General features: G+C 68.5%; 17 protein-coding genes. 13 read left to right on the top strand and 4 right to left on the bottom strand.

The window, feature by feature from the left end; genetic code table 11:
* Positions 1–4 precede the first annotated feature (4 nt).
* From HV742_RS25090 to HV742_RS25070, 5 genes are read left to right on the top strand one after another with little or no spacing between them, the layout of a single operon-like run.
* Positions 5–1132, top strand: a complete 1128-nt coding sequence (locus HV742_RS25090; protein ID WP_049072627.1) for an ABC transporter ATP-binding protein — start codon at positions 5–7, stop codon at positions 1130–1132.
* Positions 1129–2049, top strand: a complete 921-nt coding sequence (locus tag HV742_RS25085; protein WP_049072628.1) for an ABC transporter permease subunit — start codon at positions 1129–1131, stop codon at positions 2047–2049. Before HV742_RS25090 ends, HV742_RS25085 begins: the two co-directional genes overlap by 4 nt.
* The gene (locus tag HV742_RS25080) at positions 2046–2855 is read left to right on the top strand and encodes an ABC transporter permease subunit (RefSeq protein ID WP_006384055.1); all 810 of its coding nucleotides are present in this window, start codon (positions 2046–2048) and stop codon (positions 2853–2855) included. Before HV742_RS25085 ends, HV742_RS25080 begins: the two co-directional genes overlap by 4 nt.
* A complete protein-coding gene (locus tag HV742_RS25075) occupies positions 2852–3208 on the top strand; it encodes a Spx/MgsR family RNA polymerase-binding regulatory protein (protein WP_049072630.1) in 357 nt (118 codons plus the stop codon). The genes HV742_RS25080 and HV742_RS25075 overlap by 4 nt, the downstream gene beginning before the upstream one ends.
* Before the next feature lie 49 nt (positions 3209–3257).
* Positions 3258–3938, top strand: a complete 681-nt coding sequence (locus HV742_RS25070; protein ID WP_236747607.1) for a DNA-3-methyladenine glycosylase — start codon at positions 3258–3260, stop codon at positions 3936–3938.
* Positions 3939–3952: 14 nt separating this feature from the next.
* Here the strand turns inward: HV742_RS25070 and HV742_RS25065 are convergent, their stop codons facing one another.
* The gene (locus HV742_RS25065) at positions 3953–4687 is read right to left on the bottom strand and encodes a PhoP regulatory network YrbL family protein (RefSeq protein ID WP_100509485.1); all 735 of its coding nucleotides are present in this window, start codon (positions 4685–4687) and stop codon (positions 3953–3955) included.
* A gap of 178 nt (positions 4688–4865) precedes the next feature.
* Between HV742_RS25065 and HV742_RS25060 the strand changes: the two genes are divergently transcribed.
* The 5 genes from HV742_RS25060 to phoU all read left to right on the top strand — a co-directional run bounded on the left by HV742_RS25060 (position 4866) and on the right by phoU (position 11198).
* Complete coding sequence (locus tag HV742_RS25060) at positions 4866–6242, top strand: DNA recombination protein RmuC (protein WP_407061280.1); 1377 nt, start codon at positions 4866–4868, stop codon at positions 6240–6242.
* A 99-nt stretch (positions 6243–6341) separates the two neighbouring features.
* A complete protein-coding gene (locus HV742_RS25055) occupies positions 6342–7871 on the top strand; it encodes an amidase (RefSeq protein ID WP_054418333.1) in 1530 nt (509 codons plus the stop codon).
* Between the two features lie 54 nt (positions 7872–7925).
* Positions 7926–9590 (top strand): isovaleryl-CoA dehydrogenase, encoded by a 1665-nt coding sequence (locus HV742_RS25050; RefSeq protein ID WP_175146649.1) that lies wholly within the window; start codon positions 7926–7928, stop codon positions 9588–9590.
* A gap of 38 nt (positions 9591–9628) precedes the next feature.
* Positions 9629–10309: a ribose-5-phosphate isomerase RpiA gene (gene rpiA, locus HV742_RS25045; protein WP_049072638.1), complete on the top strand. Its 681-nt coding sequence runs from the start codon at positions 9629–9631 to the stop codon at positions 10307–10309.
* A 163-nt stretch (positions 10310–10472) separates the two neighbouring features.
* Entirely contained in the window at positions 10473–11198 is a 726-nt protein-coding gene (gene phoU / locus HV742_RS25040; RefSeq protein WP_049072639.1) for a phosphate signaling complex protein PhoU, read from the top strand.
* A gap of 87 nt (positions 11199–11285) precedes the next feature.
* On the opposite strand, the gene HV742_RS25035 is transcribed toward phoU, so the two are convergent.
* From HV742_RS25035 to argA, 3 genes are all read right to left on the bottom strand, one after another.
* Positions 11286–13238, bottom strand: coding sequence for a phosphocholine-specific phospholipase C (locus HV742_RS25035; RefSeq protein ID WP_175146648.1), 1953 nt, complete (start codon positions 13236–13238; stop codon positions 11286–11288).
* Positions 13239–13373: 135 nt separating this feature from the next.
* Positions 13374–13646 carry an oxidative damage protection protein gene (locus HV742_RS25030; protein WP_006384045.1) on the bottom strand — a complete coding sequence of 91 codons (273 nt, stop codon included), beginning with the start codon at positions 13644–13646 and terminating at the stop codon, positions 13374–13376.
* Between the two features lie 120 nt (positions 13647–13766).
* Positions 13767–15125 (bottom strand): amino-acid N-acetyltransferase, encoded by a 1359-nt coding sequence (gene argA / locus HV742_RS25025; protein ID WP_059269702.1) that lies wholly within the window; start codon positions 15123–15125, stop codon positions 13767–13769.
* Between the two features lie 136 nt (positions 15126–15261).
* Here argA and hrpA point away from each other — a divergent pair, with 136 nt between their 5' ends.
* The 3 genes from hrpA to HV742_RS25010 all read left to right on the top strand — a co-directional run bounded on the left by hrpA (position 15262) and on the right by HV742_RS25010 (position 22408).
* Complete coding sequence (gene hrpA / locus HV742_RS25020) at positions 15262–19200, top strand: ATP-dependent RNA helicase HrpA (RefSeq protein WP_175146647.1); 3939 nt, start codon at positions 15262–15264, stop codon at positions 19198–19200.
* A 169-nt stretch (positions 19201–19369) separates the two neighbouring features.
* Positions 19370–21103 carry an ABC transporter permease gene (locus HV742_RS25015; protein ID WP_175146646.1) on the top strand — a complete coding sequence of 578 codons (1734 nt, stop codon included), beginning with the start codon at positions 19370–19372 and terminating at the stop codon, positions 21101–21103.
* Between the two features lie 9 nt (positions 21104–21112).
* Complete coding sequence (locus tag HV742_RS25010) at positions 21113–22408, top strand: ABC transporter ATP-binding protein (protein WP_049072643.1); 1296 nt, start codon at positions 21113–21115, stop codon at positions 22406–22408.
* Positions 22409–22446 lie beyond the last annotated feature (38 nt).

The raw sequence follows: 22446 nt of genomic DNA, 5'->3' as shown, positions 1-22446 counted from the left end.
CATCATGAGCGATAGCCGTTACTCGGCGCAGCATGCGGCCGATCCGGACGAGTTCGTCCGCGTCGCCGACGTGGTCAAGATCTTCGGCGACGTGGTCGCCGTCCGTTCCGTCAATCTCTCGGTCAAGCGCAACGAGATCTTCGCGCTGCTGGGCAGTTCCGGCAGCGGCAAGTCGACGCTGCTGCGCATGCTGGCCGGTTTCGAGGAAGCCACCTCGGGCCAGATCCTGCTCGATGGCGAGGACATCACCAGCGTGCCGCCGTACCGGCGGCCGGTTAACATGATGTTCCAGTCGTACGCGCTGTTCCCGCACATGACGGTCGAGGCCAACGTGGCCTTCGGCCTGAAGCAGGAAGGCGTGGACCGCGCCGAGATCCACGACCGCGTGTTCGAGGCGCTCGACCTGGTGCAGATGGCCGGCTATTCGCGCCGCAAGCCCAATCAGCTGTCCGGCGGCCAGCAGCAGCGCGTGGCGCTGGCGCGCAGCCTGGTCAAGCGGCCCAAGCTGCTGCTGCTGGACGAGCCGATGTCGGCGCTGGACAAGCAGATCCGCCAGAAGACCCAGATCGAGCTGGTCAAGATCCTGGAGCAGGTCGGCGTGACCTGCATCATGGTCACGCACGACCAGGAAGAGGCCATGACCATGGCGCACCGCCTGGCGGTCATGACCGAGGGCCAGATCGTCCAGTGCGGCACGCCGCAGGATGTCTACGCCTTCCCCAACTCGCGCTTCGTCGCCAGCTTCATCGGCTCGACCAACATGTTCACCGGCACCATCGTGGTCGATGAACCCGACCACGTCGCCATCGAAAGCCCCGAACTGAGCCGTCCGCTGTACGTCAGCCACGGCGTCAGCGAGCCGCTGGGCATGGACGTGCACGTCTCCATCCGCCCCGAGCGCATGGTGGTGTCGCGCGAACAGCCGACGGGCGACTACAACTGGGCCCACGGCATGGTCAGCCACATGGCCTGGATGGGCAGCTACGCGCTCTACCAGATCCGCCTGGACTCCGGCGCCATGGTCGAGGCCAGCGTGCCCAGCCTGCAACTGGCCCAACTGGACGCCCCGGGCATCGACGAAGACATCTTCGTCAGCTGGGACGCCGACAGCGCGACGGTGCTGGCGTCATGAGCCGCTTCTCGCCCCGCGACTGGCTGCCCTCGGGCCGGGCGCTGGCGGTGGTGCCGCCGTTCGCCTGGCTGGTGCTGTTCCTGCTGGTGCCGTTCCTGCTGGTGTTCAAGATCAGCTTCGCCGAGCTCAAGTTCGGCATTCCGCCGTACACCTCGCTGGCCGAATTCAAGGACGAGGCGGTGCAGTTCAGCCTGCACCTGCGCGGCTACATCCTGCTGTTCACCGACAGCCTGTACTTCGCCACCTACCTCAGCTCGGTCAAGATCGCCGCCATCACCACGCTGGCCTGTGTGCTGATCGGCTATCCCATGGCGTACTACATCGCGCGCTCGTCGCCGCGCGTGCGCAACCTGCTGCTGCTGGGCGTGATCCTGCCGTTCTGGACCTCGCTGCTGTTGCGCGTGTACGCCTGGGTCGGCATCCTGCGCAACGACGGCCTCTTGAACAACTTCCTGCAATGGCTCGGCATCATCTCCAGCCCGCTGGAGATCTACCGCACCGACCTGGCCGTGTACATCGGCATGGTCTATGCCTACCTGCCGTTCTTCATCCTGCCGCTGTACGCCACGCTGGTGAAGATGGACCTGCGCCTGCTGGAAGCCGCCTACGACCTGGGCGCCAAGCCATGGCAGGCGTTCTGGCAGATCACCGTGCCGCTGTCGCGCCAGGGCGTGATCGCCGGCGCCATGCTGGTGTTCATCCCGGCGGTCGGCGAATACGTCATCCCCGAAATGCTGGGCGGCGCCAACACGCTGATGATGGGCCGCGTCATGTGGAACGAGTTCTTCAACAATACCGATTGGCCGATGGCCTCGGCGGTGACCTGCGTGATGGTGCTGCTGTTGCTGGTGCCGCTGGCGCTGTTCCAGTACAACCAGGTCAAGCAGCAGGAACTGGCCAGCGGAGGCCGCAAATGAACGGTCCCAACAAGACCTTGCGCGCCGTGGTGCTGGGACTGGGGTACTTCTTCCTGTACGTGCCCATCATCAGCCTGATGGTGTTCTCGTTCAATGAGTCGCCCGCCGTCACTTCCTGGACCGGTTTCTCGTTCCGCTGGTACCACTCGCTGTTCAACGACGATGCGCTGCTGCGCGCGGCCTGGCTGTCGTTCCGCATTGCCGCCATGACGGCCACCGCGGCCGTCATCATCGGCACCTGGGCCGGCTACGTGCTGGGGCGCATGGGCCGTTTCCGCGGCTTCGCGCTGTACGTCGGCATGCTGAGCGCGCCGCTGGTGATCCCCGAAGTGGTGTTGGGCATCTCGCTCCTGCTGATGTTCGTGGAACTGCGCGGCCACCTCGGCTGGCCGGCCGAGAACGGCATCTTCACCATCTGGGTCGGCCACGTGACGCTGTGCATGGCCTTCGTGGCGGTGGTGATCCAGACCCGCATCCGCGACCTCGACCGCTCGCTCGAAGAGGCCGCGCTGGACCTGGGCGCCACGCCCATCACCGTGTTCTTCAAGATCACGCTGCCGCTGATCGCGCCGGCGCTGGCCTCGGCCTGGCTGCTATCCTTCACGCTGTCGCTGGACGACGTGGTGCTGGCGTCGTTCCTGTCCGGCCCCAGCTCCAGCACGCTGCCGATGGAAGTCTTCTCGCGCGTGCGGCTGGGCCTGAAACCCGAGATCAATGCGTTGGCGACGCTGTTCATCCTGGCGGTGGGCACCTGCGTCATCCTGGCCAACCGCATGCAATGGCGCAAGGAGTCCGAACCCAAATGAAGCAAACCACCCTGTATGGCCTGACCAAGTGCAGCACCTGCGTCAAGGCGCGCGAGTGGCTCACCGCGCACGGTGTCGACCACCAGTTCATCGACTATCGCGATCATCCGGTGCCGGCGGCCACCCTGAAGGAATGGGCCGGCCAGCTCGGCGGCTGGGAAAAGCTGGTCAACCGCGCCTCGATGACCTGGCGCAACCTGCCGGACGAGCGCAAGACGGCCAGCACCGACGCCCAGTGGACCAAGCTGATCGCCGAGTTCCCGGCGCTGGTGCGCCGCCCGGTGGCGGTGACGCCCGATGGCGAGGTCGGCGTCGGTTTCAGCGAAAAGCGTTACGGCGAACGCTTCGCCTGATCCCGTGGCGGCCAGGGCCGACAAGGCATCGCGCGGCGCCGGCAAGGCGTTGCCCGATGCCTTTTTCAATCGCGATGCGCGCCAGCTGGCGCGCGAACTGCTGGGCAAGGTGGTGCGCCATCGGGTCGACGGCCTGTGGCTGTCGGCGCGCATCATCGAGACCGAGGCCTACTACCTGGAAGAAAAGGGCAGCCACGCCTCGCTCGGCTACACCCACAAGCGCCGCGCCCTGTTCATGGACGGCGGCGTGGTCTACATGTATTACGCCCGCGGCGGCGACTCGCTCAACTTCAGCGCCGGCGGTCCCGGCAATGCCGTGCTGATCAAGTCCGCCTATCCCTGGGTCGACGCCCTGTCCGGTCCCGACGCGCTGGCCCGCATGCAGGCCCTGAACCCCGATGCCCAGGGGCGGCCGCGGCCGCCGGGCCGGCTGTGCGCCGGCCAGACGTTGCTGTGCCGCGCGCTGGGTCTGAAAGTGCCGGACTGGGACGCGCGGCGCTTCGATCCCGAGGCGCTGTACGTCGAGGACGTGGGCGAGTCGCCCCAGGTGCTCATCAGCACTACCCGGCTGGGCATTCCCGCCGGACGCGACGAACACCTGGAATACCGTTACGTCGATCCGGCCTACGCGGCGTGGTGCACCCGCAATCCCCTGCGCCGCGGGCAAGTGGCGGGGCGCGATTATCACTGGGTGGACCGCCAGGGAGCGCCGCTCAAGCGGCCGCCCTGAGGAAGCGATTCAGGTCAGGTCTTGGGGCCGTCGGCCCGATTCGCCGCCCTGAGCGCCGCTTCGCGGGCGCGCCGGGCCATGGCGGCCCGCATGTCGGCGTACTTGCGCTGGATGCGCTTGCGGTTCAGGCGCTTGCTCCAGGCGTATACCGGCACCAGCGGCAGCACGCCGAAGCCGTCGATCAGGAACAGTCCCGACTTGCCGTCGGCATTCAGGCCACAGGCGATGTTGCTCGGCGACAGGTCGTGCAGCACCACGTGGGCGTCGGCCAGGTCCTCGACGAATTCGTCCAGTTGTGCCGACAAGGTGTCGTTCATCTTGCCCTGGCGCGCCAGGTCCGCCACCGTGGGCGCGATGTTGCCGGCCTCGTCCGTGATCTTCTCGACCAGCAGGCCCAGGCCCAGCGAGGTCTGCGCCACGCCCAGGATGCGCGCCATCGGCACCTGCCACACGCCCGACGGGCGCGTGGTGGTGGTGACGTATTCGGTGATTTCGTTCAGATAGACGCGGTATGCGCTTTCGCGCTGGTACTGCTTGTACCAGCGCTTGAACGGACGGGCTTCCAGGTAGACGGCGCGCGCCTGCATGTCCATGACCTTGACCAGCAGGGAGGGGGCATGGGGGTGCTGGAAGATGTGGCGGTCGCCCCCCATCGCGACCGGCGTCTCGTCATCGAGATCCAAGGGGCCGAAGACCGAGTCGAAGGCTACGGGGGGCGGACAGAACGTTGGGAGATCAGCTGTATTCAACTGTTTTTAAGGTTATAGGTAAGTTGTTAACAGTTTAATGCCGTTGCTTGCTTTTCGCCTTTAAAGCGGCCGGGAAGTCGTTTCCGATGACTACCGGGGCCGGATCACAGTCCTATAATTTCAGGCGCCCGGCGTGGGCGCGCGGCGTTTTGAAGGGGCCACTTTGTCGAATGATGTCTTGCTTTGGGTTGCCGCCGGCGGCGCGGTGCTGGCCTGCCTGATCGCCTTGCTGGCGTGGCTGTCGCGGCCGGCGCGCGACGACCGGCTCGATGCGTTGCTGGAAGGCCTGGAGCGCACCGAACGGGCCCTGCGCGCCGACATGGCGGAAAGCCAGCGCGGCCTGCGCGCCGAATTCGCCGAATCCACTCGCGGTCTGCGGCAGGAACTGGCCCAGTCGCACGGCGACCTGCGCGCCGCCCTGACGCGCGATGCGCAGGCGGCGCGGGCCGAGTCGGCCGAGTCGCTGGCGCGTTTCGCGGCCGGTTTCGGCGAACAGCTGCAGGGCCTGATCCAGATCAACGAGCGGCGCCTGATGGAGGTTCGAGCCACGGTCGATCAGCGCCTGCAAGCGTTGCAGAATGACAACAGCGCCAAGCTCGACGACATGCGCCGCACCGTCGACGAAAAGCTCCACGCCACGCTCGAGCAGCGCCTGGGCGAATCCTTCAAGCAGGTATCGGACCGCCTCGAAGCCGTTCACAAGGGCCTGGGCGAGATGCAGGCGCTGGCCGCCGGCGTGGGCGACCTCAAGCGTGTGCTGACCAACGTCAAGTCGCGCGGCACCTGGGGCGAGGTGCAGCTGGCAAGGCTGATCGAAGACAACATGACCCCCGAGCAGTACGCCGCCAACATCAAGCCGGTGCCGGGCAGCGACGCGGTGGTCGAGTTCGCCATCCGCCTGCCGGGGCGGGGCGATGGCGGCGCGCCGGTCTGGCTGCCGATCGACGCCAAGTTTCCCAAGGAGGAATACGAGCGCCTGATGGATGCGCAGGAAGCCGCCGACGCCGAGGGCGTGAAGGCGGCCGGCGCCGCGCTGGGCAAGGCGGTCGAACTGCAGGCGCGGCTGATCGCCAACAAGTACGTGGCGCCGCCACACACCACCGATTTCGCCATCATGTTCCTGCCGACCGAAAGCCTGTATGCCGAAGTGCTGCGGCGTCCTGGGTTGCTGGACCGCCTGCACGACCTGCGCATCAACGTGGCCGGTCCCAGCAACCTGGCGGCGCTGCTCAACAGCCTGCAGATGGGCTTTCGCACGCTGGCCATCGAGCAGCGCTCATCGGAGGTCTGGCAGGTGCTGCGCGCGGTCAAGACCGAGTTCGGCAAGTTCGGCGACGCGCTGGCCGGCGTCAAGAAAACCCTGGACACCGCCAGCAGCAAGATCGGCCAGACCGAGGTGCGCACGCGCGCCATGCTGCGCAACCTGAAAAGCGTCGAGGCCTTGCCCGAGGCCGAGGCGCTGCGCCTGCTGGGCGCCGAGGGCGTGGCGGTCGACGATGGCGCGGACGATCCGGCCGCCAGCGAGACGCCCGCCGCGTCCGGTTCCGGCCCCTGATCCGCGCGCGGGCCGCCGGGTTCGGCTTGTGACCCGGCCACTCTGTCGATATCCTCGTACTTGCGGCATTCCGCCGTCGATATCTGGAGCATCGTAAGCATGGGCACGGCTGACCGAGTTGATTCCTCTTCCTTCGACGCGATGGCGCTGGGCGCCGATATCGCCCAGGGAGCCACGACGGCGCTTGCCGCGATGCAGCAGGCGGTGGAACGGGTGGCGGCGCGCAACCCGTCGATCAACGCGGCCTGCGGCGTGCGTGCCGAACTCGGCCTGGACCTGGCGCGCGCGCTCGACGATGAACTGGCGACCCTGTCTTCCGCACAACGCCTGGCGCTGCTGCGCGAACGTCCGTTTCTGGGCGTGCCGACGCTGCTGAAGGACCTGGGCACCGCCGCGCTGGGGCTGCCCAGCGCCATGGGCTCGGTGCTGTACGGCCAGGTGGAATGGAGCGTCGATGCCGAGATCGTCAAGCGCTACCGCCGCGCCGGCCTGATCCCGTTCGGCCGCAGCACCAGCGCCGAACTGGGCCTGAGCCCCACCAGCGAATCGCCCGTCTACGGCGCGCCCACCCAGAACCCCTGGAAGGCCGGGCACAGCGCTGGCGGCTCCAGCGGCGGCGCGGGCGCGGCGCTGGCCAGCGGCATGGTGCGCATCGCCCACGGCAGCGACGGCGGCGGTTCGATCCGCATCCCGGCCTCGTGCTGCGGCGTGCTGGGCCTGAAGCCCTCGCGCGGCATGATGCCGCTGGGCCCGCTCAAGGGCGAGGGCTGGGGCGGCCTGGCCACCGAACACATGATGACGCTGTCGGTGCGCGACTGCGCGGCGGCGCTGGATATCAGCGCCGGCGCCGACGTTGGCGCGCCCTATGCGGCGCCGGCCAGGCCGGGCGAATCCTATCGCGACATCGTGGCGCGGGTGTCGGCCGATCCGCGCTCATCGCCGCGCCGCCGCATTGCCTATATCAACACCACCTACGAAGGCGAGGCGATCCATCCCGAGGTCGCGGCGGCGGTCGACGAGGCCGCGCGCCTGTTCGCCGGCCTGGGCCACGAACTGGTGGTGGCCGCGCCGCCGGTGGGTTCCGAGGAAGTGCTGTCGCCGATGCTGCCGCTGATCGCCAGCGCCGCCGCCAATGCCATCGACAGCTTCGTCGGCGCGCGCAATCGTCGCCTTGCCGCGGACGAATTGCAGCCGACCACGCTGGGCGCGCGCGAGTACGCCCGCGCGATTTCCGGCGCGCAGTACGTGGCTTGCGTCGATACCTGCCACGAGATCACGCGCCGCATCGGCCGCTTCCTGCATCGCGAGGGCACGCAGGGCCACGACCTGTTCCTGTCGCCGGTGCTGGCGCAACCGCCGGCGCCCATCGGCCGCTATGCGATGGACAACGCCGATTACCTGGCCTATCGCCTGGGCAAGAAGGGCGTGATCGGCTATTCGCCGTTCGCGCCCCTGGCCAACCTGACGGGCATGCCCGCCATTTCCATTCCGTTCGGCCTGTCGGCCGACGGCCTGCCGATCGGCATCCAGGTCATGGGCCCGCTGGGCAGCGAGGCCTGGCTGCTGGAACTGGCCGCCCAGGTCGAGGCCCTGCGGCCCTGGCAGCGGGTGGCGCCCATCGCCAGATAGACCCGCGGGCGGGGCGCGCCGAGGTGCACGGCGCATCAACGAAGAGGAGCCAGCATGCCGTCGTTCGTGACCCACACCGTACTCAACCAGGTCCCGCCCCTGGAGGACTATTCGCTGTTCGAGACCGACCCGGCGTTGCGCGAGGCGGCGGTCCGCGAGGGCGCCGGCGCCTGGCTCGGCGACCTCGGCGCGCATGGGGCCTGGCTCGGCCGCGCCCAGACCCTGGCCGCCGGCGTCGACGCCAACCGCTATCCGCCGCGGCTGCAGGCCTATGACCGGACCGGCCATCGCATCGACCACGTCGATTTCCATCCCGCCTGGCAATTGTTGATGAGCGGCATCGTGGCGCGCGGCCTGCACAGCCGCGCCTGGGCCCAGCCGGTGCCGGGCGCGCAGGTGGCGCGTGCGGCGGCCTACCTGATGCAGGGCCAGGTCGAGGCTGGCACGCTGTGTCCCACCACCATGACCTTTGCCGCCGTGCCTTTGCTGCAACGCGAGCCGGCGGGCGTGATCGACTACACCGGCGACTGGCTGCCCGCGCTCTATTCGCGCGAATTCGACGGCGCCGACGCGCCGCTGGCCGGCAAGCGCGGCGCGCTGATCGGCATGGGCCTGACCGAGAAGCAGGGCGGCTCCAACCTGCGCGCGGTCACGACACGCGCCGCGCCGCTGGGCGCGATCGGGCGCGGTTGCGCCTATTCGCTGGTGGGCCACAAATGGTTCTTCTCGGTGCCGCAGGCCGACGCCCATCTGGTGCTGGCGCAGACCGACGAGGGGCTTAGCTGCTTTCTGGTGCCGCGCTGGATTCCGGATGGCCCGCGCAACGCGGTCCGCATCCGGCGCCTGAAGGACAAGCTGGGCAATCACAGCAATGCCAGCGCCGAAGTCGAGTTCGAGGACGCGTGGGGCGTCATGGTCGGCGAACCCGGGCGCGGCCTGGCGGTGCTGCTGGAGATGGCCGCCACCACCCGCCTCGATTGCGTGCTGGGCAGCGCCGCGTTGCTGCGCCAGGCCCTGGTGCAGTCGCTGCACCATGCCTGCCACCGCCAGGCTTTCGGCAAGCCGTTGCTGGCGCAGCCGCTGATGCGCAATGTGCTGGGCGACCTCGCGCTGGAGTCGGAAGCCGCCCAGGCGCTGGCGCTGCGCCTGGCGCGCGCGGTGGACGAGCGCGGCGACGCCGGCGCGCGCGCCCTGGCGCGGGTCGGCACGCCGGCCGCCAAGCTGTGGGTCTGCAAGCGCGCGATCGCGGCGGTGGCCGAATGCATGGAGGCCTGGGGCGGCAACGGCTATATTGAAGAAGGCCCGATGCCGCGCCTGTACCGCGAAACGCCGGTCAATTCGATCTGGGAGGGCTCGGGCAACGTCATGGCGCTGGACGTGCTGCGCGCGCTGCAACGCGAGCCCGAGGCGCTGCCGGCGCTGGAAGGCGAATTCGCGCCCGCCAGCGGCCGCTACCCGGAATTCGATGCGGCGCTGGCGCGCTGGCGCGCGCTGCTGGCCGATGCGGCCCAGGCCGAGTTCCAGGCCCGTCGCATTGCCTGCGGCCTGGCGCGCCTGTGGCAGGCGGCGCTGCTGATCCGGCACGCGCCCGAGCCGGTGGCGCAAGGCTTTGTCCACAGCCGGCTGGGCGCGGCGGGCGGCGTGTTCGGCGAGCTGGCGGCCGGCGCCGACGTGGCGGCGGTGCTGGCGCGGGCCTGGCCCGCCGCGGCCGCATGCTAAATTTCCCGGCTTCACCCACCTTTTTTGCGCACTCCGCCATGCTCTCGCAACAAGAACTCAAGCAACAAGCCGCCGACGCGGCCCTGGAACTGGTTGAACAGGTCGCCGGACCCGATGTCATCATCGGCGTCGGCACCGGTTCCACGGCCGATCTCTTCATCGACGGCCTGGCGCGTTTCAAGGGGCGGATCGCTGGCACCGTGGCCAGTTCCGAGCGCAGCGCCGCGCGCCTGGCCGGCCATGGCCTGAAGGTGCTGGACCTGAACGACGTGACGTCGATGCCGATCTACGTCGACGGCGCCGACGAGATCGACGCCAACCTGCACATGATCAAGGGCGGCGGCGGCGCGCTGACGCGCGAGAAGATCGTGGCTTCGGTGGCCGACCGCTTCATCTGCATTGCCGACGAATCCAAGCTGGTCGATGTCATGGGCAAGTTCCCGCTGCCGATCGAGGTCATCCCGATGGCGCGTGAAGCGGTGGCCCGCGCCATGACGGCCATGGGCGGCCAGCCGCGCTTGCGCGAAGGCTTCGTGACCGACAACGGCAACATCATCCTGGACGTCTCCGGCCTGTCGATCACCGACGCCACCGGCCTGGAAGCCCGCATCAACAACCTGCCGGGCGTGGTCACCTGCGGCCTGTTCGCCATCGCCGGCGCCGACGTGGCGCTGCTGGCCACCCAGGGCGGCATCCGCCGCCTCGATCGCCGCGCCTGAGTGCGTCCAGGGGCCGGATCGCGCGCGCTTGCGGGCGCTCCGGCCGCGATTCATAATCCTGTCACACTTGGGTCATAACCTTGCCGGTTGTGCAGGCCCATACTTGATTGAAACGCTTTCATATCGGGGCAATGCAATGAGACCAACCACGCAGGGAGCCCGGATGACGGAGCATACAAACAAGCAGTTCGACGCTGATCTGGAAAGCGTCCGTTCGCAATTCTTGCAAATGGGCGGCGTGGTCGAGGCCATGATCCAGGAGGCCATCGACGCGCTGGCCAGCGGCGACCTGACGCTGGTTGAAAAGGTGCGCGAGCGCGAAAAGGAAGTCAATCGCCACGAAGTGGAGATCGACGAAAGCATCAGCCGCATCCTCGCCCGCCACCAGCCCACCGCCATCGACCTGCGCATGCTGATGGCCGTGTCGAAGATGCTGACCGACATGGAACGCTCCGGCGACGAGGCCGAGAAAGTGGCCACGGTGGCGCGTCGCATCCACGAATCGGAAGTCCGTCACATCCCGGTGATCGAGCTGCGCCACATGGCCTCGAACGTGCGCACCATGCTGCACCAGGCGCTGGACGCCTTCGCCCGTCTCGATCCCATCCTGGCTGCCGCCGTCGTGCGCAGCGACAAGGAAGTGGACAAGGAATGGAAGGGGGCGCTGCGCCACCTGATCACCTACATGATCGAAGATCCGCGCACGATCTCGCGCGCCATCGACATGATCTTCATCGCCCGCGCGCTCGAACGCATCGGCGACCATGCCAAGAACATGTCCGAACGCGTGATCTACATGGTCAAGGGCGCCGACGTGCGCCACACCGGCGTCAAGAACACCGAGCGCCTGGCGCGCGGCGAAGAAGACACCCCCGAACAGGACGACTGATCGCCGCGGCCGGCCGGTCGCCCGCCGTCAGGCAACAAAAAAACCCCAAGACGCCTCGGCGCTTGGGGTTTTTCGTTGCGCGTGCGCCTACAGCGGCAGTTCGGCGCCCTGGCACAGCCGCGGATCCGGCACGCCGGACTTGCCCGCGTTGATGCGGCCAGCCAGGCGACGGCCGAAGGCCGGCAGGCCTTGGGCGCCGACCTCCAGGTCGTACCAGCCCTCGCAGCCGGCGTACTTCAGTTCCAGCGCGCCACCGGCCTGCACGTGGGCCATGGCGCGCCAGCCATCGCCCATGCGCGATTCGACCTGCACGGGCAGGGGCGTGTCGCCGTGGTTGACGAGCCGCAGGCGTACGCCCGAGCTTACCGGCACCAGTTGCGCCTCCAGCAGGCCGGCATCCCGCGCGTCGCCGCGAAAACGCCGATGAAAGCCGTCCGGGCCGAGCAGCCACAGGTCGTAGGCGCCCTCGGCATCCAGGCGCCAGCCGTCGTCCAGCCGCGCGCCGGCGCCGATGGTGTAGCGGCGCGGGGCGCGCGCGAGCGCGAGGCGGTCGTACACATGCAGCACCGCGCCCACGGTGCCGGGGTTGCGGAAGGTCAGGCGGTAGTGTTCACCGTCGGCGGTCATGCGGCCCACGGCCTCCAGCGCATAGGGCAGGGCGCAGGCGTGGCGCACGCTGTCGGCGTGCAGCGCGGCGCGGTCGCCGGCGAAATCGAAGGCCGAGGTCAGGTCGCCGGCCACGGCGCGGCGCCAGGCGCTGATGTTGGGTTCGGCCACGCCGAAGCGGGCTTCGAGAAAGCGGATCACCGAGGTGTGGTCGAACACCTGCGAATTGACCCATCCACCACGGCTCCAGGGGGATACCACCAGCATCGGCACGCGCGGACCCATGCCGAAGGCGCGACCATGCAGCGCCGGGGGATCGTCCGGCGTGGCCGCGCTGGAGCCGTGGCGCGTGTCGTGGTATTCACCGTCCAGTTCCACGGTGGACAGGCCGCCGGAGCGGCCATCGGCGTCGCGCGCCGGGGGGGCGGGCGGCGGCATGTGGTCGAAAAAGCAGTCGTTCTCGTCGTAGGTGACCAGGAACACGCAGCCGCTCCAGACGGCCGGGTTGCGCGTCAGGATATCGAGCACGCGTTCGGTGTAGGCGCCGCCCTGGCGCGGCGACGAGACCTCGGGATGTTCGGAGTCGGCGGCGGGGGCGATGATCCAGGAGACCTGCGGCAGCGCGCCCTGTTCCACGTCGCGCGCCAGGTCGTCCAGGGTGTGGGTGGACAGGCCCCGGTCGCGCAGCGGCGCGTCGGCGCCGCCGGCATCGTGCTGGCGGCGGTACTGGCGGAAGCCGGCGAGCGGATTGTCGTGGAAGTTGTCCGCCATGTCCTGGTAGATGCGCCAGTCGATGCCGGCGGCCTGCAGGCGTTCCGGGTAGGTGGTCCAGCCGTAGCCTTGGTCGGCCGGCCCGAGGCGGTCGAAAGTGTTGACCAATGCCGGGCCGCCCGCGCGGCCCAGCGGGTCGTTGGTGCCGGTCCACAGGAACAGCCGGTTCGGATTGGTGCCTGCCTGGATCGAGCAGTGGTAGGCGTCGCACAGCGTGAAGGCGTTGGCCAGCGCCGTCTGGAATGGCACCTCGGCCGGGCGGTAGGCGCCCATGCCGAGGCGGCGCTTGGCGACCAGCCATTGGTCCATGCGGCCATCGTTCCAGGCGCGCTGGGCGTCGTCCCAGGTATGCGGGGTGATGTAGCCCACGGGCGTGTCGCTGGCGTACTCGCCCTGCAGCGCATAGGGCCGCGCGCGCTCGGCGCCGTCGGCTTGTGTCAGGACGTCGCCGGCCGTGGTGGGCGCCGGATGCGGGTCGGCAAAGCCGCGCACCCCCGCCAGGCCGCCGAAATAGTGGTCGAATGACCGGTTTTCCTGCATCAGGATGACGACATGGCGCACGTCGTTGAGCGTGCCGTGCTTGCGATCGGGGGCAACCGCCAGCGCGCGCCGGATGATCCGGGGCAGGTCGGAGGAAGAGGCGGAACTCGGATCTTCTTTCATGACAGCGTTAATACGGCCAGCAATGACGGAATCTTAAGCCAGGCCCGGGCGGCGCCACGGCGGCCGGCCAGAAGCAAGAAGCCCCTCGCGGACGAGGGGCTTCGCAGGCGTGCCGCGCATGGCGGCGCGGCGGCATCAGGCCGAGGGCGGAACGTAGCCCTGGGCTTCGACGCTGCCGTCCTCGAACAGGAAGCGTTCCATCTGCTGCTGCAGGTACTTGCGGGCGCGGGCGTCGGCCAGGTTCAGGCGGTTTTCGTTGACCAGGCGGGTCTGCACCTGCTTCCACTCTTCCCAAGCTTCCTTGGAAATGCTCTGCCAGATGCGGGTGCCGAGTTCGCCGGGGTAGGGCGGAAAATCGAGCCCTTCGGCTTCACGCTTCAATTTCACACAGTTGACGGTACGGGCCATGGTTCGCTGCCGGAAAGAATGGGTAATGCGTCATTTTAGCGGGCTTGGCGCCACAAGGCCGCCAAGCCCCTGCGGGCACTGCGGGTAGGGCCCCCAAAAAACCGCGGGGGCGGGCCCGCATCACAGCTTCTTGATGAACACCAGGCTGTTGCGCGAGCGGTTGTAGTTGTTCTGCTTTTCGCGCGGCAGGTCGGTGATGCCGCCCTGCACGAAGCCGCGCTTCATGAACCAGTGCGAAGTGCGGGTGGTCAGCACGAACAGCCGCTTGGCGCCGCTGGCGCGGGCGCGCGATTCCATGTGGCGCAGCAGGATCTCGCCCTCGCCGGACCCCTGCCATTCGGGGTGCACGATCAGGCAGGCCATCTCGGCCATGTGATCCTCGGGGAAGTTGTGCAGCGTGGCGCAACCGTAGATCACGCCGTCGTGCTCGAGCACGGTGAAGTTCTCGACGTCGCGCTCGATCACGCTGCGCGGGCGCGGCACCAGCGTGCCGTCGGCTTCCAGCGGCTCGATCAGGCTGAGGATGGCGCCGACGTCATCCAGCGTGGCCGGGCGCAGGTCGTCCAGCGTGTCTTCGACCACCATGGTGCCGACGCCATCGTGGGTGAAGATTTCCAGCAGCACGCTGCCGTCCAGCGAGAACGGCACCAGGTGGGCGCGGGCCACGCCGCGCTTGACCGCCAGCGACGCGTATTGCAGGTAGGCGCCGGTTTCCTCGTCCAGCGAGCCGGCCGCCAGCAGCGCGTCGGCGTCGACCCGGGCCAGCTCGGTGTCGACCGACCCGTCGTCATTGAGCACGCCCTGTTCGCTGGACAGGAAGATCAGCTTTTCGGCGCGCAGCGCCACCGCCACGCTGGTGGCCAGGTCTTCCATGGCCAGGTTGAAGGCGTCGCCGGTGGGCGAGAAACCCAGCGGCGACAGCAGCACCACCGACGAACCCTTCTCGATGGCGAACTTGAGCGCGTCGACGTCGATCTTGCGCACCTGGCCGGTGTGCTTGTAGTCCACCCCGTCGAGCACGCCGGTGGGGCGGGCGGTGACGAAATTGCCCGAAATGACGCGGATGTGCGCGTGCGACATCGGCGTGTTGGGCAGGCCCTGGCTGAAGGCGGCCTCGATGTCCAGGCGGATCTCGCCGGCGGCTTCCTTGGCGCATTCCAGCGCGGCGGCGTCGGTGGGCGCCAGGCCGCGGTCGAATTGCTGGGTGAAGCCCTTCAGGCGCAGCTGTTCATTGACCTGGGGGCGCGAGCCGTGCACCAGCACCAGGCGGATGCCCAGCGACGACAGCAGCGACAGGTCCTGCACCAGCGCGTTCAGCGCCCCGGCCTGCACCAACTCACCGCCAAACGCCACCACGAAGGTCTTGCCTCGGAACGCATGCACGTAGGGCGCGACGTCTCGGAACCATCGGACGAACTGGGCAGGGGCGAATTCGGGGGCTTCAAGGGCGGAGACGGTGTCTGGTTCCAGGTCGGGCATGATGGGCGGGGCAATTCCTGAGAGTGGCAACAACGCGGCCCCGGGGCCGCGTCAACGCGCCGTCACGGGACGGCGTGGCGAAATTATATGGCCGCGCGGCGTTTATATAATAGGCAGCTAACCGGACAAATCGTACATGCCAGAATCTTCCCGCCCGCGGCCGCCCGTACAGGCCGACGGGCCGACCCGGGCCCCGGGCAAGCCGCGCGCCGACGCCGCGGCCCCGGCGGCGCGCCAGGCGCCCCGCCCCGAGCGGCCCATTCCCGCCGTGACCTACCCCGAGGACCTGCCCGTCAGCGCGCGGCGCCAGGAAATCGCGCGCGCCATCGCCGGCCACCAGGTGGTCATCGTCAGCGGCGAGACCGGCTCGGGCAAGACCACCCAGTTGCCCAAGATCTGCCTGGAACTGGGCCGCGGCCGCCAGAAGATGATCGGCCACACCCAGCCGCGGCGGCTGGCCGCCACCTCGGTGGCCAAGCGCATCGCCGAGGAGCTGAACACGCCGATGGGCGAGGTGGTGGGCTACCAGGTGCGCTTCAACGATCGCACCGGCCCCAATGCGTCGATCAAGCTGATGACCGACGGCATCCTGCTGGCGGAGTCGCAGCGTGACCCGCTCCTGCGCCGCTACGACACCATCATCATCGACGAGGCGCACGAACGCAGCCTGAACATCGACTTCCTGCTGGGCTATCTGAAGCAGCTGCTGCCGCGCCGCCCCGACCTGAAAGTCATCATCACCTCGGCCACCATCGACGCCGAGCGCTTCGCCCGCCATTTCGCCGCGTCCGAGGACAAGCCGGCGCCGGTGATCGAGGTCTCGGGCCGGCTGTACCCGGTCGAGGTGCGTTACCGCCCGGTGCGCGAGGAAGCCGAGGAAGACGCCGCGCCGGCCAAGCCGGGCCGCGACCGCGAGCGCATGTCGGGCGACGAGGAACGCGACCTGATCGACGCCATCGTCGACGCGGTCGACGAGTGCGCCCGCCACGGCCCCGGCGATGTGCTGGTATTCCTGCCGGGCGAGCGCGAGATCCGCGAATCGGCCGAGGCGCTGCGCAAGCGCCACCCGGCCGGCACCGAGGTGCTGCCGCTGTACGCGCGCCTGTCGCAGGCCGAGCAGGAACAGATCTTCCATCCGCGCGGCAACGCGCGCCGCATCGTGCTGGCCACCAACGTGGCGGAAACCTCGCTGACGGTGCCCGGCATCCGCTTCGTGGTCGATAGCGGCCTGGCGCGCGTCAAGCGCTATTCCTGGCGCAACAAGGTCGAGCAACTGCGCATCGAGCCGGTCAGCCGCGCCTCGGCCAACCAGCGCGCCGGCCGTTGCGGCCGCGTCGGCCCGGGCCTTTGCATCCGCCTCTACGACGAAGCCGACTTCAACGCCCGCGCCGCCTTCACCGACCCCGAGGTGCTGCGTTCCTCGCTGGCCTCCGTGATCCTGCGGATGAAGTCGCTCAAGCTGGACGACATCGAGCAGTTCCCGTTCGTCGAGGCCCCGCCCGGGCGCGCGGTGGCCGACGGCTACCACCTGCTGCAGGAGCTGGGCGCGATCGAGCTGGCCGCGGCCGACGACGGCGACGACGCCAGCCGCACCGGCGCCTCGTTCGTCCTGACCCGCACCGGCCACGAACTGGCCAAGCTGCCGGTAGACCCGCGCATCGGCCGTATGATCCTGGCCGCGCGCGAGCACCAGTGCCTGGCGGAAATGCTGATCATCGCCTCGGCGCTGTCGGTGCAGGACGCGCGCGACCGCCCCATGCAGGAGCGCGAGGCGGCCGAGGCCGCGCACGCCAAGTTCGCCGACGACAAGTCCGAATTCATCTCGTTCCTCAAGCTGTGGCGCTGGTACGGCGAGCAGGTGCAGCACAAGGCCTCGCAGCGCAAGCTGGTGGGCCTGCTGCGGCAGAACTTCCTGTCGCCCATCCGGCTGCGCGAATGGCACGACGTCCACACCCAGCTGGCCGCCCTGGTGGGCGAGCAGGGCTGGCGCGTCAATCAGGTCGAGGCCACCTACGAGCAGTTGCACATGGCACTGCTGTCGGGCCTGTTGGGCAACATCGGCTTCAAGAGCGACGAGGGCGGCCATTACCAGGGCGCCCGCGAGATCCGCTTCCACATCCATCCGGGCTCGCGCCTGGTGAAGAAGGCCGGGCGCTGGATCGTCGCCGCCGAGTTGGTCGAGACCACCCGCCTGTACGCGCGCTGCGTGGCGCGCATCGACCCGGTCTGGCTGGAAAAGGTCGGCGCCCACCTGATCCGCAAGAACTGGTCCGACCCGCGCTGGGAAAAGAAGGCCGGCCAGGTGGTGGCCAACGAACGCGCCACGCTCTACGGCCTGACCATCTACAGCGGCCGCCGCATCCAGTACGGCCGGGTCCATCCGCGCGAGGCGCGCGAGCTGTTCATCCGCCAGGCGCTGGTGCCGGGCGAGATCGACACGCGCCTGGCCTTCGTGGCCCACAACCGCAAGCTGATCGCCGGCATCGAAAAGCTGGAACACCAGACCCGCCGCCCAGACATCCTGGTCGACGACGAGCTGATCTACGCCTTCTACGACCGCCAGCTGCCGGCCGACATCTCGCAGACCGCGACGCTTGAAAAGTGGGTCAACGGCCTCGACAAGGCCGAAGCCGCCAGGCTGCTGCTGACGCGCGATGAACTGATGCGGCACGAGGCCGCCGGCGTCACCACCGACGTCTTCCCCAAGAAGGTGGAGTGGCAGGGCGTGTCGATGGCGCTCGATTACCACTTCGAGCCCGGCTCGCCGCGCGACGGCGTGACGCTGGCGGTGCCGCTGTTCGCCCTGAACCAGATCGATCCGGCGCGCTGCGAATGGCTGGTGCCCGGCATGCTCAAGGAGAAGGTGCACCTGCTGCTCAAGTCGCTGCCGCAGAAGCTGCGCCGCCACTGCGTGCCGCTGCCCGACTATGCCGCCGGCTTCTACGACCGCGGGTTCGAGCGCCTGGGCGACCCGCAGACCGGCCTGGTGGACGCGCTGATCGCCGACATGTGGGATCAGGTGCAGGTGCGCCCGGCCGCCGCCGACTTCAAGCTCGAGACGCTGCCGGCGCACCTGTTCATGAACTTCCGCGTGGTCGACGAGCACGGCCGCATGCTGGCCGCCGGCCGCAACCTGGCGCAGCTGCGCGCCGAGTTCGGCAAGCAGGCCCAGGCTACCTTCCAGCAGCTGGCCGCCAGCGACACCCAGGTGGCGCAGGCGCTGGCGCACGAGAACCTGACGTCCTGGACCTTTGGCCCGCTGCCGGAAATCATGGAGATCAAGCGCCGCGGGCAATCGGTCATCGGTTACCCGGCGCTGGTCGATCGCGGCGCGCATTGCGACCTGGACGTGTTCGACGACCCGGACGAGGCGCGCAAGGCGCACCGCGCCGGCCTGCTCAAGCTGTTCCGGCTGGGCCTGCGCGAGCAGGTCAAGTTCCTGGAAAAGAACCTGGCCGACCTGACCAAAATCAGCATGCTCTACATGACACTGGGCACGCAGGAGGAACTGCGCGACCAGATCATCGACTGCGCGCTCGGCCAGGCCTGCCTGGCCGAGCCCTGGCCGGTCAATGAACAGCAGTTCGAGGCGCGCCGGGCCGAGGGCAAAGGCCGGCTGGGCCTCCTGGCCCAGGAAGTGGCGCGCCTGGCGGGCGCGGTGCTGACGGAATACGCGGCCCTGCAGCGCAAGCTGCCACAGGCCAAGCCGCACGCCGCCGCCTACGCCGACCTGCAGCAGCAGCTGGGGGCGCTGATGCCCAAGTGGTTCATCCGCGACACCCCCTACGCCCAGCTGTCGCATTTCCCCCGCTACCTGAAGGCGGCGGTGGCGCGCATCGACAAGCTGCGCGCCGACCCCGGCCGCGACGCCAAGCTGGTGGCCGAGATGGCGCCGCTCCTGACCCAGTACCAGCGGGCCCGCTCGGCCCTGAAAGGGGCGCCCGACCCCCGCCTGGACGAGTTCCGCTGGCTGCTGGAGGAACTGCGGGTGGCCTTGTTTGCGCAGGAATTGCGCACGCCGATGCCGGTGTCGGTCAAGCGCCTGATGAAAAGCTGGGAGTCCCTACAACGCTGATTTGCGGGGCCGGGCGACGCGGGCGGTGGCCTTTTCATCGGTGTAATACGGGGCGGTTTGAGCCGTCCCGTATTACACCCAGATTTCAGTCGTTTTCTGTTCAGTGACGCGTCATCTGGTTATGCTTCAATGCGCGGGCCTTCACCCCGCTCCCTGGAGCATTGCCGACATGTTCGAGCTCTTCAGCACCCGGACGCGCCCGTCCTCGTCGTCCCGCTCTTCGCCCAATCGCTGGGACTGGGCGCTTCTTCCCTTGGTGCTGGTGGTGCTGGCCGCGATGGCCTACGGCGCCTCGCAAATGAGCCGTCCCTTCGCCGTCGGCGAAGAGCTGCCAATCTCGCTGGATCCGATCTACCTGCCGTATTACCTGCTGCGCACCATCCTGCGGATGTTCACGGCGCTGGCCTTTTCGCTGCTGTTCAGCTTTATCTTCGCGGCCATCGCGGCCAAGTTCCGCACCGCCGAAAAAGCCATGATCCCGATGCTGGACATCCTCCAGTCGGTGCCCATCCTGGGGTTCCAGGCCATCGCCATCGCGCCCTTCATCGCGCTGTTTCCCGGCAACCTGCTGGGGGTCGAGTGCGCGGCGATCTTCGCCATCTTCACCTCGCAGGCCTGGAACATGGCGTTCAGCCTGTACCAGTCGATGCGCACCGTGCCGGCCGAACTGAATGAGGCCGCGCGCGTGTTCCGGCTGTCCGGCTGGCAGCGCTTCTGGCGCCTGGAACTGCCGTATGCCACCCCGGGCCTGCTGTGGAACATGATGATGTCCATGTCCGGCGGCTGGTTCTTCCTGGTGGCGGCCGAGGCCATCTCGGTGGCCGGGCAGGACATCAAGCTGCCTGGCATCGGCTCCTACATCGCCGTGGCGATCGACGCCGAGAACGGCCGCGCCATCGCCTGGGCCATCGGCGCCATGATGGCCGGCATCCTGCTCTACGACCAGTTGTTCTTCCGGCCGCTGCTGGCCTGGGCCGACAAGTTCCGCTTCGAGGAATCGCAGGCCGACGTGGCGCAGCAGTCCTGGCTGCTGGACTGGACCCGCCGCAGCCGCTGGATGCAGGCGCTGTCCAATATGTTCTGGGCGCAGATGCGGCGCGCGCTGGGCTGGTTCAGCGTGTCGTACGACGGCACCTCGATCCGCGCCCGCGCCAAGGCGCCAGACCCGCGCTGGACGCGCGTCTGGGATGCGCTGCTGGCCGCCGGCGCGCTGCTGGCCACCTACAAACTGGTCGTCTTCGTGCACGCGGAGGTGGGCTGGAGCGAGGTGCTGCACGTGATCGGCCTGGGGGGCATCACCCTGGTGCGGGTGATGGTGCTGATCGGGCTGGCGTCGATGATCTGGGTGCCGATCGCGGTCTGGATCGGCCTGCGACCCAAATATTCGCAGCGGGTGCAGGCGGTGGCGCAGTTCCTGGCGGCGTTTCCGGTCAACCTGCTGTTCCCGGCGGTGGTGTTCGTGATGGTGGCGTTGAAGCTCAACCCCAACATCTGGCTCAGCCCGCTGATCATCTTCGGCACCCAGTGGTACATCCTGTTCAACGTGGTGGCCGGCGCCTCGACCATTCCGAACGAACTGCGCCTGGCCGCCAGCAACCTCGGCCTGAAGGGCTGGCTGCTATGGCGCCGGGTGTACCTGCCGGCGGTGTTCCCCAGCTTCATCACCGGCGCCATCACGGCCAGCGGCGGCTCCTGGAACGCCAGCATCGTGGCCGAGTACGTGTCCTGGGGCAATACTTCCCTGGTGGCCGACGGCTTGGGCAGCTACATCAAGCAGATGACCGAGCAGGGCGATTTCCACCGCATCGCGCTCGGCATCGGCGTCATGAGCATTTTCGTCATGCTGCTGAACCGGTTTTTCTGGCGCAAACTGTATTTGCTGGCCGAAGACCGCGGCCGGTAGGGAGTCCTCATGAATTCCAATTTCCTGATCGAACTGCACGACGTCGGCAAGTCGTTCCGCGCCGCGGACGGCACCGCCCGGCACGTGCTGGAACACGTGGACTTCACGTTGCGCGAAGGCGAGATCGTGGCCCTGCTGGGCAAGTCCGGCTCGGGCAAGTCGACGCTGCTGCGCATCATGGCGGGGCTGGTCAACGCCGACCAGGGCACCGTCACCTACCGCGGCCAGCCGGTGTACGGCCCGGCGGCGGGCATCGCCATGGTGTTCCAGTCGTTCGCGCTGTTTCCCTGGCTGACCGCGCAGCAGAACGTCGAGCTGGGCCTGGAGGCCCAGGGCGTGGCGCCGGCCGAACGCGCCAGGCGCGCCGATGCGGTGCTCGACCTGATGGGCCTGGGCGGTTTCGGCGGCGCCTTGCCGCGCGAGCTGTCCGGCGGCATGCGCCAGCGCGTCGGCATCGCCCGCGCGCTGGTCATGAACCCGGACGTGCTGTTGATGGACGAAGCCTTCTCGGCCCTGGACGTGCTGACCGGCGAAACGCTGCGCGACGACATGCTGGAGCTGTGGGACGAGAGCCGCATCTCGACCAAGGGCATCCTGATCGTTTCGCACAACATCGAGGAAGCGGTCATGATGGCCGACCGCATCATCGTGTTCTCCAGCGACCCCGGCCGCATCCGCAGCCAGGTGCAGATCGGCCTGCCGCGGCCGCGCAACGCCGATTCGCCGCAGGTGCGGGCGCTGATCGACGAGGTCTATGCGCTGATGACGCAGCGCCCGGCGCACGACGTGCCGACGCCGCGCCAGCAGGGCCTGGGCTACCGCTTTCCGCAGACCGAGGTCGAGCGCATGGAGGGCGTGCTGGACGTGCTGGCGGAGGCGCCGTTCAATGGCCGCGCCGACCTGCCCAAGCTGGCCGAGGAAGCCGAGATCTCGGACGACGACCTGCTGCCGGCCTGCGAAGCGCTGGGCCTGTTCGGCCTGGCCCAGATCGACAAGGGCGACATCTTCCTGACGCCGCTTGGCCAGCGCTACGTGCAGGCCGACCAGGGCCAGAAGCAGGCCATCTTCGGCCGCCAGCTGCTGGCGCACGTGCCGCTGGCCGCGCACATTCGCCACAGCCTGGAGCAGGAGCCTGCCGGCGAGTTGCCGGAAAAGAACTTCCTGGATTCGCTGGAGGAATTCCTCAAGCCCGACGAAGCCGAGCGCGTGCTGAAGATCGCGGTGGAATGGGGGCGCTATGGCGAAATCTACGGCTACGACTACCACACCGGCCTGTTGACCTTGCCGGAGCGCGCCGCGGGGTAGGGTGGGGAGCGGCGGGCCGGACGGCCCGCCGTGCTGGC

The sequence above is a fragment of the Achromobacter ruhlandii genome (assembly GCF_902859695.1).
Taxonomy (GTDB): domain Bacteria; phylum Pseudomonadota; class Gammaproteobacteria; order Burkholderiales; family Burkholderiaceae_B; genus Achromobacter; species Achromobacter ruhlandii.
This window is presented reverse-complemented; position numbering and strand designations above follow the sequence as displayed.